Here is a 13,626-nt window from a genome sequence, read left to right as displayed (position 1 = left end):
TTTAGTTGATCCCCAGCAGTTTGTGGGTTTGAAGGGTCAGCGTGTATCCAAACGTCATAGCGATCCTCGCGCACTCCTGCATGTTCGCACGATTGCGCTCCGGATCCTGGTCGTCGCGAGGCATGACATAGACGCGAGAGCCTTCCACGGGGCGCGCGATGCGCGCGGCCATGTCTCGCTTCTGCGTCGACATGACGGGCAGTCCGTCCTGGGGATCGGTCTCGCCCAAGGCCACCACGTACTTGAACGCGGAAATCCTCGGAGCGATGCCCGGGTGCAGCTTGGTTGTCTTCGGGCTGCACAGGAAGAACAGGCGGGGATGCTCGGGCAGATCCAGGTTGAGCGAACCACTCGTCTCGATCTGGACCCGCAGCCCCTTCTCCAGCAGCCGGGTGACGAAGGGATTGATGTTCTGCCGGAGCGGTTCCCCACCGGTGATGACGATCAGATCACAGACCGCTGGCCGGACGGACTCCACGTGCGCCACGAGTTCGTCGAGCGAGGGGTTGTAGGTGGAGGACTCGAAGTCGGTGTCGCACCAATAGCAGCGCAGGTTGCACCCGCCGAGTCGGACGAACACCGCGGGCTGGCCCGCGAAGATCGCCTCACCTTGCAGGGTGTAGAAGACCTCCTGGACCCAGAGCTTCTGGCCGTCCGAGTCCTCCTGCGGACGCATGGGATTGTTACCGTACATCGACTTGCACCTCGGCGTAGCAGTTCTCCGTCTCCCACAACACCACGCGGGAGAGCGTCACACCGGTGCCCGCGAGCACCTTCGGCGCCACTTCCAGAAGCAGCTCCAGCGCCATGTTCTCGGCGGTGGGGTTCCTCTTCGTCACATACACCTTCTGCCCGGGAACCTTGCGAATCGCCTCGAGCGCCTCCGTGTCCTTCTCCCAGGCGAGAAAGCCGTGGTCCCAGTTCTCGTCGACCCAGCCTCCGAGCTTCTCCTTCAGAACGCTGAAATCGATGACGCGCCCGATGGCGTCCAGTCCCGACTCCGCCCTGGCATGGAAGAACGCCACATAATTGTGGCCATGCAGGTTACGGCACTTCGATTCATGCTGGAAAACGCGGTGGCCCGCCGCGAACTGGATTCGGCGGACAGCGTGGATCTGCTCCATTTCAATCCCCGGAAGATGTGTCTCGGCGGGAAGACTCTGTGCCTCCCTGGCCGCGGCATTTGCCCACTAGACGACGCGTGAGACGAAAAGGACCTTGATATTTATTTTGATCCTAGTCAAGGAAAACCTGAGATAACCAGAAAACGGGTTTTCGTAAAAAAGTTGGCTGTACCTGTTATTCTGGTTTGACCTGGAAATATCGAACATCGGATTTTGCTTGCATTGGCTTGGAGGGGATCCGTAGGATGCCAAGCGAGCGAGTGCTTGTCCGCGCCAACGCCGAGCGAGCGTACCGGGCGCTTCACGCCCCCCTCGACTCGCTCATCCTTCCGAAATGATTTCCCAGCATTCCCACGCAGGTGCGGCCAGGCCCGAGTCCCGAGTGTCCTCGAGGAAGGGCGTTCGAGTGACCGTCATCGGCTCTGTCCTGGCCGACTATGTGATCCATCAGGCGAACGATGATGTGGCGGGAATGCCATTCCGGCACGGCGGCGTGGCACGCAACGTGGCCGAGAATCTCGGATGGATGGGCGCGCGGGTGGAGTTGGTGACGCTGCTCAGTCCGGATGGCATTGGCGCCGAGATGAGAGCGCGATTGGAGCGGGCCGGTGTTCACGTCCGCGCGCGTGAGACGGAGGGGGGCGTTGGGCGGTTCGTGGGCTTGATGGGCGCGGGGGGAGAGGTGCGGCGGCAGCAGCTCGTCACGCCTCCTTATGAGCGGTTGGATTGGGCATTCGTCCAGGAGCAGCTGGGTTCGGACGGAGGCTACGTGGTGTTGGAGACGGGGCTTCGGCCGGAGTTGTTGGCCAGCCTGGCCGCGCATGCGCGAGCCCTGGGTCTCACCACGGTCGCCATGCCCACCCGCATTTACGACATTGGGCTGCCCATGGAGGTGTTGCGCGGCTTCCACGGGATCGTGGCCAATGGCCAGGAGTTCTCCACCCTGCTCGGTATGCCCATCCAGGACACCGCGGCGGCCGAGGCTGGTGTCCGTCGCCTGCTGGAGGAGGGTCTGACATGGGCCATCGTCACGCTGGGCGCGCAGGGCGTGGTCGCGGGCCACGCTCAGCAGGAGATCCGTTTCTACCCGGCGCCTCCCGCCCAGGTCGTCTCGACGCTGGGCGCGGGAGATGCATTCGCCTCGGGCTTCATCGGAGGGATGTGCTTACACGGCGACTTCTCCTGTGCGATAAGGGGCGGCCTTGAGGCGGCCCGCAGAACGGTCGAGGTGGCGGAAGCCGTGCGCTCGGGCCCGTGCGAAGAAGTTTTGATGAGAACGAGTGAGGGGAGGCCCGCATGGTGACGACGATTGGGTTCGACGCGGACGACACGCTCTGGCACAACGAGAACCTCTTCGCGGATGTGCAGGTTTTGTTCCGGCAGCTGCTCGCTCAATACCACTCCGCCGAGTGGATTGACCGCAAGCTGCTGGATGTGGAGCGCCGCAACCTGGAGTATTTCGGTTATGGGGCGAAAGGCTTCGCCCTGTCGATGATCGAGACGGCCATCGAGCTGACCGAGGGGCGCGTCACGGGCGCTGAAATCCAGCGGATCGTCGATGCGGTGAAATCCCTGCTCAAGGGGCCCACCAACCTCCTGGAGGGAGCGCGGGAGACCGTGAGCGCGCTGACGAACTCCCACCGCCTGCTGCTCATCACCAAGGGCGATCTCCTCGAGCAGGAGGCCAAGCTGGTGCGTTCTGGGCTGGCGGATTTGTTCCACGGGGTGGAAATCATCTCGGAAAAGAACACCGACTCCTACCGGCGCATCCTGGCGAAGCATGGGGTGAAGGCCCAGGAGTTCCTGATGGTGGGCAACTCCGTGCGCTCGGACATCCTCCCCGTGGTGGAGTTGGGGGGGCAGGCGGTCCATGTACCCTATCACCTCACGTGGGCCCACGAGGTGGTCGATAGCTCCAGCTCCGCCCAGAGCTTCGCGACGTTGGCGCGCCTGGGTGATCTCGTGGCGCATGTGAAGAACCTGTGATGCGAGGGCTGCCCGATTGAAGCCGACCCTGACCACGTTGATTTACTGCATCCAGGGCGACCAGGTGTTGCTGGCCCAGCGCAAGTCCAAACCCTTCCAGGGGATGTGGGTCGCTCCCGGTGGGAAGATCGAGCCCCTGGAGTCACCCCGCGAGTGCGCGTTGCGCGAGCTGCGGGAGGAAACGGGACTGGACGCGAAGGAGCTGACCCTGCGGGGCATCGTGACCGAGGTGTCCGGCCGTCCCGATTGGCAGTGGATGATCTTCATCTACGTGACGAGAGACTTCTCTGGAGAGCTTCTCGGGGACCCGCGCGAGGGAACCTTGCGCTGGTGGCCCATCCACGAGGTGAAGCCGCCCGCCATTCCGGAGTCGGATGCCATCTTCTTTCCGCGGCTCCTCGAGCCTGGACCCACGGTGTATGAAGCACGTTACGAGTACGACATGGACTTGCGGCTCGTTCGTGTGAATGACAAGACGCCTTAGCGCTCCTGACCGAAGTAGGGGGGGCCATCCGCCAGCGGGGCACGCCTCTTGGAGCGGACTGTTGTTAGGAGTTCTCAGTGCGTGGCTTCCCCGCGCCAACCCGGGATGACCTCATGGAAAAAAAGAGCAAGCTGCATCTGTCCTGGCAAGAGATCGATCAACTGGTGGAACTCCTGGCCCGTCAGATCAAGGGCAAGGAGATCGACGTGGTGCTCGGCGTTTCCCGGGCGGGGCTGGTTCCGGCCGTGATGCTTTCCCACCACCTGGGAGTGAGAGACTTCGCGGTGGTGGACATCAAGCGGACCGACTCGGATTCCGTCAACGCCACCAAGTCCGCCCCCGTGCTGAGGGGCATCCTGAACGAGTCGATGCTCAAGGGGCGCAACGTGTTGCTCGTGGACGACATCGTGGGCGAGGGCCTGACGATGCGGACGGCGTGCGGTCTGCTCCGGCCCCTGTGCAAGACGTTGGTGACCAGCGTCCTGGTGGTCAATCAGAAGAACCTTGGGACGGCCACGCCGCGGGATGTCGTGGACCACCATGGCTGTCTCATCCACGGATGGATCACCTTCCCGTGGGAAGGCAAGCTGTAGTCCAACGGACTGGAGAGTGCGCGAATGCGTTCCGCAATGCAGAATGCGAAGCTGTTCATCGCCGATGAGCCGATGTCTCCAGAACTGGAGATGACCCGCTTCATCAGCGATTGGATGAAGAAGTACGGCGAGTACCCGACGTTCCTGTTTCCCCGGGTCAAGGGCTTTCCGCAGGCCAAGGTCGTCATGAACCTGCTCAAGCGCCCGCTCCTGTTGCAGTCCCTGCAACTCCCGCAGGAAAACTACCTGCAGGTGCTGCACGAGCGGCTTCAGCAGGGCCGGAGCGACGTGCGGCGGTCCGCGAGTCTGGCGACGCAGCGGCTGGAGGGGTTGGAGCAGGTGCCCGTCATGCTGCACCAGCCGGGAGACAAGGGGCGCTACTTCACCTCGGCGGTGGCGTGTCTGCACAACCCGGAGACCCAGGGATACAACCTGGGATTCTACCGTGCGTTCGTCAAGGACTCGAAGCGGTGCGTCATCTTCATGGATCCCCGCACGGATGCGTATCGCATCCTGCAGGCGCAGTGGGCGAGCGGGAAGAAGGACGTGCCCATCACGCTCCACGTTGGCGGACCCTTGTCCACGTACCTCAGCGGTGCGTCCAACGTCCCCTACAACCAGGACAGCTACGAGTTCGCGTCCTGTATCTCTGGCAGCCCGCTGCTGTTGGATGAGCCGGGGGGTGAATACCCGCCCGCGCCAGCCGAGGCCGAGTTCGTGTTCAGGGGCCGGATCCTCAATGAGTTGGACGAGGAGGCGCCCTTCGGTGAGTTCAAGGGTTACTACAGCAAGTCCACGCGCAGTCCGGTGATGGAGATCGATGAGATCTACTGCCGCCCGGATCCTCACTTCCTCGGGCTGTTCTGCGGGAAGGAGAGCGGCCTCACCTTGATGTCCCTGCAGAACGAGATGCTGATCTACCATCATCTCCGGTCCCAAGGCTTCGCGGTGGAGGACGTCGCCAATCCGCTCAGTTCCTTTGGCGAGTTCCTGACGCTGATCCAAAGCCCGGAGCCGAGCCGGGAACTTCTGGACGCCGCGATGCAGTGTGACAAGCGTACCAAGATCGTCGTGGTCTCGCAGGACATCCGGAGCCCGCTCGCGGACCTGGCCATCCACGACTTCGAGGTCTCTTCCATGGCATACATGAAGCGTGGCCAGCGCCGAGGCGACAGGTTGGGCCTCATCGTCCGGCGAACGGAAGAGTTTCACTGGGTCGAGTATTGATCTGCTCCAGGGTGGTGGGATCCCTCGCTCCACCACCCCGCGCGCTGAAGCCGTCTGGTGTGGCGCGGCCATCGGCGTTGCTGTCAGTTCCGACTTCTTCGGTAGCCTGCTAGAACACCCCGCCATGTCGAAGCTCAACAGCCGCCGCGAGGAGTTCTTCAAGCTCTGGAAACTCGCCCTCCCCATTGCCATTGCCCACGCGGGTCAGGCGCTCATGGGGTTCGTGGATACCGCGGTGGTGGGGCGCACTGGCACGGATGCACTCGCCGCCGTGGGTTTGTCCACCGCGATTTTCTTCGCGGTCTCCAGTTTCGCCTCTGGATTGTTGATGGGGGTGGATCCTCTGCTCACCCAGAACGTGGGGGCGGGCAATCTCTCGCGGGCCCGGGTCATCTTCTGGCAGGGCAGCTACCTGGCAATCGCCGTTGGAGTGATCCTGGCGGTGCCGCTGATGCTGTTGCCGACGGTGCTGGCCTCCCTGGGCGTTGATTTCGCCGAGCTCCCACTGGTCCATGACTATCTTCTGTGGCGTGCGCCGAGCCTGCCCTTGCTCTTGCTGTTCATGGTCGCACGCTCCTACTTGCAGGCGGTGGGGCGCACCGGAGCCTTGGTGGTGGCCACGGTGGCGGCCAATATCTTCAATCTGGGGGCGAATCTCCTGCTCGTCTTCGGTGGGGCGGAGCTGCCGGCCGCTTTCGGGCCACTGCGAGAGATTCCTGCCCTGGGCGTGACGGGATCGGCCCTGTCCACGCTGCTGTGCTGTGTGTTGCAGTCGGCCATCGTGGCCTGGGCGGTGCGCCGGGTGGATGTTCCGGGAGGCAAACCCTCGAGCAAGCTGGTGCGCGAAGACGTGCTCCAAGCCCTGCGCGTGGGATTTCCCATTGGACTGCACATCGCGGCCGAGGTGGGCATTTTCTCCCTGGCGGGAGTGCTCGCTCGTGGACTGGGCGCGGAGAGCATGAGCGCCCACCAGATCGCCATTACCTATGCCAGCATTTCCTTCACGGTGGCGCTGGGTATTGGCAACGCGGGCTGCGTGCGCGTGGGCTGGGCGGTGGGGGCTTTCAATACGCAGCAGGCCCGCCAAAGTGGATTCATGGCCTTCGCCAGTGGTACGGCCTTCATGAGCCTGTGTGCCTTGGTGTTCGCCTTCTTCCCCTTGCCATTGGCCCTGTTCGTGGGAGCCCCGCGAGAGGTGCTGCCGCTGGTGCTGCCTCTGCTCATGGTGAGCGCCGTCTTCCAGATTTCCGATGGTTTGCAGGCCGTGGGGGCGGGCGTGCTGCGAGGCGTGGGAGAGACGCGTTTTCCCCTCGTGGCCAACATGGTGGGGCATTACCTGGTGGGGCTGCCCGTGGCGCTGCTGCTGGGCTTCCGCATGGGCTACGGGGTGCTGGGCATCTGGTGGGGCCTGTGCATCGGGCTCACTGCCGTGGCGGTGACGCTTTTCTGGCGTTTCGAGCGGCTGAGCGCCGGCACTCTCCGGCCCCTGAATACCTGACAAAAAGAATCGGGGAGGAGCCGCCCCCAGCGACTCCTCCCCGACGGACTCTCCCTACCCACTTCCCCCGAAGTGTTACTGCCCCCGTTCAGCTCGACTCCTGCTCGGAATCTCCTGCCCCGTCCCGCCCGTCCAACCCCGCCCCGCCCATCCCATCCCGCCCGTCCTGCCCCGCCCCGCCCGTTCTGCCCCGTCCAACCCGCCCTGACTTCTTGCTGGAGTCCTATAGCAGGGCGCATGCCATGGGCCCGGGGCCCCGGGGGACATGTGATTCCAAGGGGTTGCGTGGGTAGACGGGTCGAATCTGCCCCGGAGGGCAGTAAGACTTACGGCGGCGGACGTTCCCGGGAGGGGAAGATTCTCCAGCCCTTCCAAGATGCTCGGCCGGGGAGAAAGCGGGCCTGGGACGGGTGCTGCCGCACGGGAAGGGCCGGCTCAAGTTCGCTGTCGTGAGGAAGAAACTGCCGCTGGCCTGTCTGGTCTTCGTGCTCGCCGCGTGTTCTCCCGCGTTGCCCGAGGACTCCGAATCCACCGAGCCGCCCACGCCGTTCGCGCCCACGGAGCCCTCCGCGCCCGTGGATCCACCGTCTCCTCCCGTTGGAACCGCCTGCGAGGCGCCTCCGGTGCTACCCGCCGCGCCGGAGATCGCCCTCCCGGTGGCGGAAGCGTGGGTCTCGGCGGAAGAGCTGACGGTACAGGCGGCGGGCTTCGAGAACTCCGGGAGCGTGGCGCCGGAACGGGCCCGGTTCGAGATCTGGTCCGTGGAGGCGGGAGCGCCGGTGGGGCTCGTCTGGTCGGCGTCGGTGAACGCGCCCGCCTCGCTCGCCGAGGTGCGGCTGGCCGATGGGGCCTTCATGGCGGGCGTGAGGGCGCTTTCCGAGCGGGAGCGGTACGCGGTGCGGGTGCGCTACGCGTATGTGCCCGAGCCGTGTGAGGTCTGGGGCGAGTGGAGCGCCTGGCGTTTCTTCCGCGCGGACGATGCGTCCGGGGAACTCTTCGACGAGGGGCAGGTGCTGGAGTTCCACCTCGATATTCCTCCGGACTCGTGGGCCGCGATGAACGCGGAGGCCGTGCCTCCCGACTGTGTCCCTCACGAGCGCCAGGACTACCGGGCCACGTTGCGCCTGGGCGAGCGGGTCTTCGAGAACGTCGGGGTGCATGTGAAGGGCGGTTGTGGTTCGGCGCGTTCGCTCGAGGGCAAGGCCTCCTTCAAGGTGGACCTGGAGTGGGATGATCCCGAGACGCCCGGCTGCCCGGAGTCACGGGAGCTGTTCGGACGAAAGAACTTCACCTTCGACAACAACGTGCAGGACCACAGCCAGATGAACGCGCGTCTGGGATATGCGTTCTTCCGCGAACTGGGGATGCCCGCGCCCCGAGCGGCCTCGGTGCGGCTGTTCGTCAATGGCGAGTATTGGGGCCTCTACACGCACGTGGAGTCCATCGATCGGAAGTTCCTGGCGCGCTGGTTCGAGGACAAGAGTGGCGCGCTCTACGAGGGCTCGTATTGGTGCGACCTCGTGCCGGAGAACGTGCCGGCGCCGGGTGAGGATCCGAGCGGCTTCTGTCTGGAGCGCAAGCTGTCGGGAGGCGGCGCGTGTGGCTCGGGAGCGTCGGGGGATGGCTACGCGCCCCTGCGTGAACTCACACGGCGCCTGGCGGCTCTCCCCAAGGGGGGCTTCTATCCCGAGGTGCAGGCGTTCTTCGACTACGACCAGTTCCTCACCACGTGGTCCATCGAGGGCGTCATCGCGCACTGGGACGGCTACTCCTTCGACACGCGCAACAACTATCGGGTGTATCAGGATCCCTCCACGGGGCGTTGGTCGCTGCTGTCGGGAGGAATCGATCAGACGTTTGGCCACAGACTGGGGCGAGGCGCGGGCCTGGAGCAGAACCCGTGGGACGTGGCGGGAGTGCTCGCGGTGCGGTGCATGGAGGAGGCGGATTGCCGGGCGGCCATCGCCACGCGGATGGAGGAGGTGACACAGGCCTTCGAGACCGCGGGACTCGAGGCCCGCGCGAGGGACATCCGAAGCCAGATCGCCTCGGATGCCCACGCGGATCCGCGCAAGGAGTCGTCGAACGCCCAGTTCGACAAGGCGGTGGAGGAGACGCTGCGCTTCATCCGCGAGCGCCCCGCGCGGATGCGCCAGTTCCTCGAACAGTAGTGGCCGACTAGGGGATGGGCGTGGGCGTGTTCCCGTACAGTTCCGTGACGGTGGAGTCGTCGTTGCTCAGGCCTCCGACCACCAGCACCCTGCCGCTCGGCAACAGCGTGGCGGTGTGCCGGTAGCGGTCCGTGTGCATGGTGGGCGTGCCGCTCCACGTGCCCGCGGTGGGGTCGTACACCTCCGTGTTGTCGAGGACCCCCGCGGATTCATGGTAGCCGCCCGTGACGAGCACCTTGCCGTCCGGCAGGATCGTGGCCGAGTGGTAGCGGCGGGGTTGGGCCGGGGTTCCGGTACTGCCCCAGGTGCCCGTGGCGGGGTCGTACAACTCGGACGGCGACGCCGCGAAATCGAAGGTCTCCTCTCCACCCGTGATGAGCACCTGCCCCGAGGGCAGCGGTGTGGCCGAGTGGTAGCGGCGCGGCAGGCGCAGGGTTCCCGCGGAGGAGAAGGTGCGCTTCTTGGGATCGTAGACCTCGGTGGAGGCCAATACCTGGCTTTCCTTGCTCTGGCCGCCCACGACGAGCACCTTGCCGTCCGGCAGGAGCGTGGCGGTGTGATGGCTGCGGCCCTCGCTCAGGGAGCCCACCTGGGTCCAGGCATCGGTGGTGGGGTCATAGAGCTCGGCGGAGGTCAGCGAGGCACCACCGGACGCGGAGCGGGTGCCTCCGGTGACGAGCACCTTGCCATCCGGCAGGCGCGTGGCGGTGTGGTCGTAGCGCGGCGCCTCCATGGAGCCGGCCTTGAGCCACTTGCCCAGCTCCGGGTCATACAGCTCCGTGTTGCGCCGGGTGTGGTCCTCGCCGCCGCCCACGACGAGCACGCGGCCATTGAGGATCCGTGTGGCTGTGTGGCCGTAATGAGTGAATCCGGATGGGCTGGTGTCCTTCCAGGTGCCGGTGCTGTCGTTGTAGAGCGTAATGGACGGGTTGTAGCCGCCGACCACCAGCACAAGTCCCTCCTCGAGCGGGGTCGCGGTGTGTCCCACGCGCTGCCCGTTGATGTGTCCCGTCTGGGTCCATTCGGCCCTGGAGTCCTCGAGCGCCCCGCGCCGTGCGGGAGATGGCTCTGTCCTTGGGCTGATACCTTCCGCGCCGTCGGTCATGGGCGAACACCCGCTGGACGTCGCGAGCACCGTCAGCAGGCACTTCAGGTAGCTGGGCTTTCTCTTCACGCAATCCCCCCGGTTACGTGCTTCACCTCCTCGATGGAGGCGAAAGCGTTGTACAGGAGCGTGTGGCTGGAATCGCTTGGACCGCGAAAGGACGTCTCCGTCCGGGAGGAACGGGGGAGGCGAGGTTTCGAGCAAGCGCGCCCTCCAGGCGAGCGTGCGGCGGCGCGCGGCTCAAAAGCCGACGGAGGAGTGGCGCACTGTTATCTTCCCGTGTCCGTCTTCCCCCGCTCCGTGCCCCTGTCCCCCATGGCCCTGCCCGCATCCCCGCTGCGTCCCTCTGTCGACTCCCTGCTCGGGCCGGGGGGGGCGTTGGAGGCCGCGTTGGACGCCTATGAATACCGGCCGGAGCAGCTCCAGATGGCGCGCTCGGTGGAGCGGGCCTTCGACGAGCGCGGCTACCTGCTGGCCGAGGCGGGCACGGGCACGGGCAAGACGCTCGCCTATCTGGTGCCCGCGCTGTTGTCGGGCCGGCGCGTGGTGGTGTCCACGGCGACGAAGACGCTCCAGGAGCAGATCTTCTTCAAGGACCTGCCCCTGCTGCGCGAGCGGATGGGTCTCTCCTTCGAGGCGGCGTACCTCAAGGGGCGCAACAACTACCTGTGCCTGCACCGCTACGAGGCCTTCCAGAAGGATCCCCAGTTCGCCACGCGCGAGGAGGGACACGCCTGGCCGCACCTGCGGGCCTGGGCGGGCAGCACGGAGACGGGAGACCGGAGCGAGCTGGCGCTGCCCGAGTCATTCAGTGCGTGGGGCCGGCTGTCGACGACATCGGACACGTGCCTGGGCTCGAAGTGCCCGGTGTACGAGAACTGCTTCGTGACGCGCACGCGGCGCGCGGCGGAGCAGGCGGACCTGCTGGTGGTCAACCACCACCTCTTCTTCGCGGACCTGGCGCTGCGGGGCAGGGGGAAGGGGAGCGAGGGCGTCCTGCCGCCCTATGACGCGGTCATCTTCGACGAGGCGCACTCGCTGGAGGACGCGGCGGGCAGCTACTTCGGGCACTCGGTGTCGAGCTTCCGGTTGGAGGAGCTGGTGCGCGACGCGCTGGGGGCGATGGCGCCCACGGACACGCGCTTCGGGATGCTGTCCTCGCTGGTGGTGCGGCTGCGCACGTATTCCGAGGCGCTCTTCTCGCAGGCGCCCCGGGTGCTGGGGCTCACCGAGCAGGAGGGCGCGGTGGCGCTCAAGCCCGAGCGTCTGGAGCGGCTGTCGGGCTCCATCGAGCAGGTGAAGGTGGCGCTCTCGGCGCTGTCGGCCTTCACGACGAGTGAGCGCGAGCCGGAGCTGACGCTGCTCACGCGGCGGTGCGCGGAGCTGGTGGCGGACCTGTCCTTCCTGGAGAAGGTGGAGTCGAACGACCACGTGTACTGGGCCGAGATGCGGGGGCGGGGCGTGTTCCTGCGCGCGAGCCCCATCGAGGTGTCGCGCGAGTTGCAGGAGCGGCTGTATGGGAGCGTGGACACGGTGGTGTTCACCTCGGCGACGCTGGCGGCGGAGGGCCGCTTCGACTTCTACGCGCGGCGCATGGGCCTGTTCGACGCGGACGGCGTGCCGGTGACGAGCGTGCGGACAGTGGCGGTGCCGAGCCCCTTTGATTTCGAGCGGCAGTCGGCGCTCTACCTGCCCACGCACCTGCCGGACCCCGCGGCTCCGGGCTTCATCGAGGCCGCGGCGGAGGAGATCGTCCGCTTGTGCGACGTGACGGGCGGAAGGGCCTTCGTGCTCTTCACCTCGCTGCGCAACATGGAGCGGGCCCACGCGCTCGCGAGGCACCGCCTGCCGTATCAGGTGCTCCTGCAGGGCGAGCGGCCCAAGCAGCAGCTCTTGGAGGCGTTCCGCGAGCAGCCCAGCGTGCTCTTCGCGGCGCACAGCTTCTGGGAGGGCGTGGACGTGCCGGGCGACGCGCTGAGCCTGGTCATCATCGACCGCCTGCCCTTCGCCTCTCCGGGAGACCCCTTGGTGGCGGCGCGCATCCGTCAGTTGGAGGCCCGGGGCGAGGAGCCCTTTGGGGGCTACCAGTTGCCGCAGGCGGCGCTGGCGCTCCGGCAGGGCTTCGGGCGGCTCATCCGCACGCGGGCGGACCGGGGCATCGTGGCGATGCTGGATCGGCGGATCGTGACGAAGAGCTACGGCCGCGCGTTCCTCGCGAGCCTGCCGCCCGCCTGGCGCACGCACCAGCCCGAGGCGCTGGAGGCGTGGTTCCTCGGCGAGCCCGTCTACGACATGGAGCCCTGAGGCTCAGTGCCCGCCGCTGGCCTCGGCGCCCTCGAAAGCCGAGGTGTCGAACTCCGGCTTGAGCCGCTGAATCACCTTGGCGAGGGCTTCCTTGTCCTGGGCCTTCTCCATGGCGGCTTCCGGGGTGATGGTGTTGGCGGCTACCAGCCGCTCCAGGTGCATGTCGAGCGTCTGCATGCCCAGGTTCTGGCTCGCCTGCATCTTGCTGGCGATCTGGAACACCTTGCCCTCGCGGATCATCGACGCGATGGCGCTCGTGCCGATGAGGATTTCCAGCGCGGCCACGCGGCCCTTGCCGTCCGCGGTGCGGATGAGCTGCTGGGCGACGATGCCCGCGAGTCCCTCCGCGAGCATGCCGCGCACCTGGGGCTGCTCGTCGGCGGGGAACGAGTTGATCATGCGATCAATGGTGGCCGGGGCGCTGTTGGTGTGCACCGTGGCGAAGACGAGCACGCCGAAGCTGGCCAGCTGGAGCGCGAGTTTCATCGTCTCGTTGGTGCGCAGCTCGCCGATGAGGATGACGTTCGGGTCCTCGCGGCCCGCCGAGCGGATGGCGGTGGCGAAGCTGGAGGCGTGCATGCCCACCTCGCGGTGTGTCACCTGGGACTTCGCCGACTCGTGCACGAACTCCACGGGATCCTCGATGGTGAGGATGTGCGCGGGGCGCGTGTGGTTGATGTGGTGGATCATCCCCGCGAGCGTGGTGGACTTGCCGCTGCCCGTGGGGCCGGTGACGAGCACGAGCCCGCTGCGGCGCTCGGCCAGCTTCTTCACCACCTCGGGGGTGTTGAGGTCCGCGAGCGACAGCACCTTGCTCGGGATGGTGCGGAAGACGGCCGCGATGCCGCTCGTCTTGTAGAAGTAGTTGGCGCGAAAGCGCGCGCGCGTGCCGTAGCTGTAGGCGAAGTCGAGGTCCAGCTCCTCGGTGATGTGGCGCTTCTGCTCGGGGCTGGTGAGCTCGAAGAGCATGGCCTCGAGCTCCGCCTGGGTGAGCAGCGCCTCACGCAGGGGCATGAGGCCTCCGCGGATGCGGCCCAGCGGCGGGTGGCCCACGCTCAGGTGCAGGTCGCTCCCCTTGGCCTCCAGGAGCTTGTCGAAGAAGGCGGCGATGCGCGGTGAGGAAGTCATCGGGGC

Annotated in this window: 12 protein-coding genes; 8 read left to right on the top strand and 4 right to left on the bottom strand. The window is 66.2% G+C overall.

Annotated features, from left to right (window positions below):
• Position 1 precedes the first annotated feature (1 nt).
• Together MEBOL_RS12460 and MEBOL_RS12455 are read right to left on the bottom strand one after the other, a co-directional pair.
• The gene (locus MEBOL_RS12460; protein WP_218920895.1) at positions 2-676 is read right to left on the bottom strand and encodes a 7-carboxy-7-deazaguanine synthase QueE; all 675 of its coding nucleotides are present in this window, start codon (positions 674-676) and stop codon (positions 2-4) included.
• Positions 677-683: 7 nt separating this feature from the next.
• Complete coding sequence (locus MEBOL_RS12455; protein WP_095977639.1) at positions 684-1,124, bottom strand: 6-pyruvoyl trahydropterin synthase family protein; 441 nt, start codon at positions 1,122-1,124, stop codon at positions 684-686.
• Positions 1,125-1,458: 334 nt separating this feature from the next.
• Here MEBOL_RS12455 and MEBOL_RS12450 point away from each other — a divergent pair, with 334 nt between their 5' ends.
• From MEBOL_RS12450 to MEBOL_RS12420, 7 genes are all read left to right on the top strand, one after another.
• Positions 1,459-2,427, top strand: a complete 969-nt coding sequence (locus MEBOL_RS12450; RefSeq protein WP_095977638.1) for a carbohydrate kinase family protein — start codon at positions 1,459-1,461, stop codon at positions 2,425-2,427.
• On the top strand, positions 2,421-3,110 hold the full coding sequence (locus MEBOL_RS12445) for an HAD family hydrolase (protein WP_095977637.1): 690 nt from the start codon (positions 2,421-2,423) through the stop codon (positions 3,108-3,110). The genes MEBOL_RS12450 and MEBOL_RS12445 overlap by 7 nt, the downstream gene beginning before the upstream one ends.
• 16 nt (positions 3,111-3,126) lie before the next feature.
• Positions 3,127-3,594 carry an NUDIX hydrolase gene (locus tag MEBOL_RS12440; RefSeq protein ID WP_095977636.1) on the top strand — a complete coding sequence of 156 codons (468 nt, stop codon included), beginning with the start codon at positions 3,127-3,129 and terminating at the stop codon, positions 3,592-3,594.
• Positions 3,595-3,707: 113 nt separating this feature from the next.
• On the top strand, positions 3,708-4,187 hold the full coding sequence (locus tag MEBOL_RS12435) for a phosphoribosyltransferase (protein WP_157774906.1): 480 nt from the start codon (positions 3,708-3,710) through the stop codon (positions 4,185-4,187).
• 24 nt (positions 4,188-4,211) lie between these two features.
• Positions 4,212-5,414, top strand: a complete 1,203-nt coding sequence (locus MEBOL_RS12430; RefSeq protein WP_095977634.1) for a UbiD family decarboxylase — start codon at positions 4,212-4,214, stop codon at positions 5,412-5,414.
• A gap of 124 nt (positions 5,415-5,538) precedes the next feature.
• Entirely contained in the window at positions 5,539-6,912 is a 1,374-nt protein-coding gene (locus tag MEBOL_RS12425; RefSeq protein ID WP_095977633.1) for an MATE family efflux transporter, read from the top strand.
• A 449-nt stretch (positions 6,913-7,361) separates the two neighbouring features.
• A complete protein-coding gene (locus MEBOL_RS12420) occupies positions 7,362-9,083 on the top strand; it encodes a CotH kinase family protein (RefSeq protein WP_157774905.1) in 1,722 nt (573 codons plus the stop codon).
• A 7-nt stretch (positions 9,084-9,090) separates the two neighbouring features.
• On the opposite strand, the gene MEBOL_RS12415 is transcribed toward MEBOL_RS12420, so the two are convergent.
• The gene (locus tag MEBOL_RS12415; protein ID WP_095977631.1) at positions 9,091-10,257 is read right to left on the bottom strand and encodes a Kelch repeat-containing protein; all 1,167 of its coding nucleotides are present in this window, start codon (positions 10,255-10,257) and stop codon (positions 9,091-9,093) included.
• 210 nt (positions 10,258-10,467) lie between these two features.
• Between MEBOL_RS12415 and yoaA the strand changes: the two genes are divergently transcribed.
• Positions 10,468-12,492 carry a DNA repair helicase YoaA gene (gene yoaA, locus MEBOL_RS12410; RefSeq protein ID WP_483869359.1) on the top strand — a complete coding sequence of 675 codons (2,025 nt, stop codon included), beginning with the start codon at positions 10,468-10,470 and terminating at the stop codon, positions 12,490-12,492.
• Between the two features lie 3 nt (positions 12,493-12,495).
• On the opposite strand, the gene MEBOL_RS12405 is transcribed toward yoaA, so the two are convergent.
• Positions 12,496-13,620 carry a type IV pilus twitching motility protein PilT gene (locus tag MEBOL_RS12405; RefSeq protein ID WP_095977630.1) on the bottom strand — a complete coding sequence of 375 codons (1,125 nt, stop codon included), beginning with the start codon at positions 13,618-13,620 and terminating at the stop codon, positions 12,496-12,498.
• Positions 13,621-13,626: the final 6 nt, after the last annotated feature.

It is taken from the genome of Melittangium boletus DSM 14713, assembly GCF_002305855.1.
Classification (GTDB): domain Bacteria; phylum Myxococcota; class Myxococcia; order Myxococcales; family Myxococcaceae; genus Cystobacter; species Cystobacter boletus.
The sequence above is the reverse complement of the archived record's forward strand: the minus strand, read 5'-3'. Positions and strand labels throughout refer to the sequence as shown.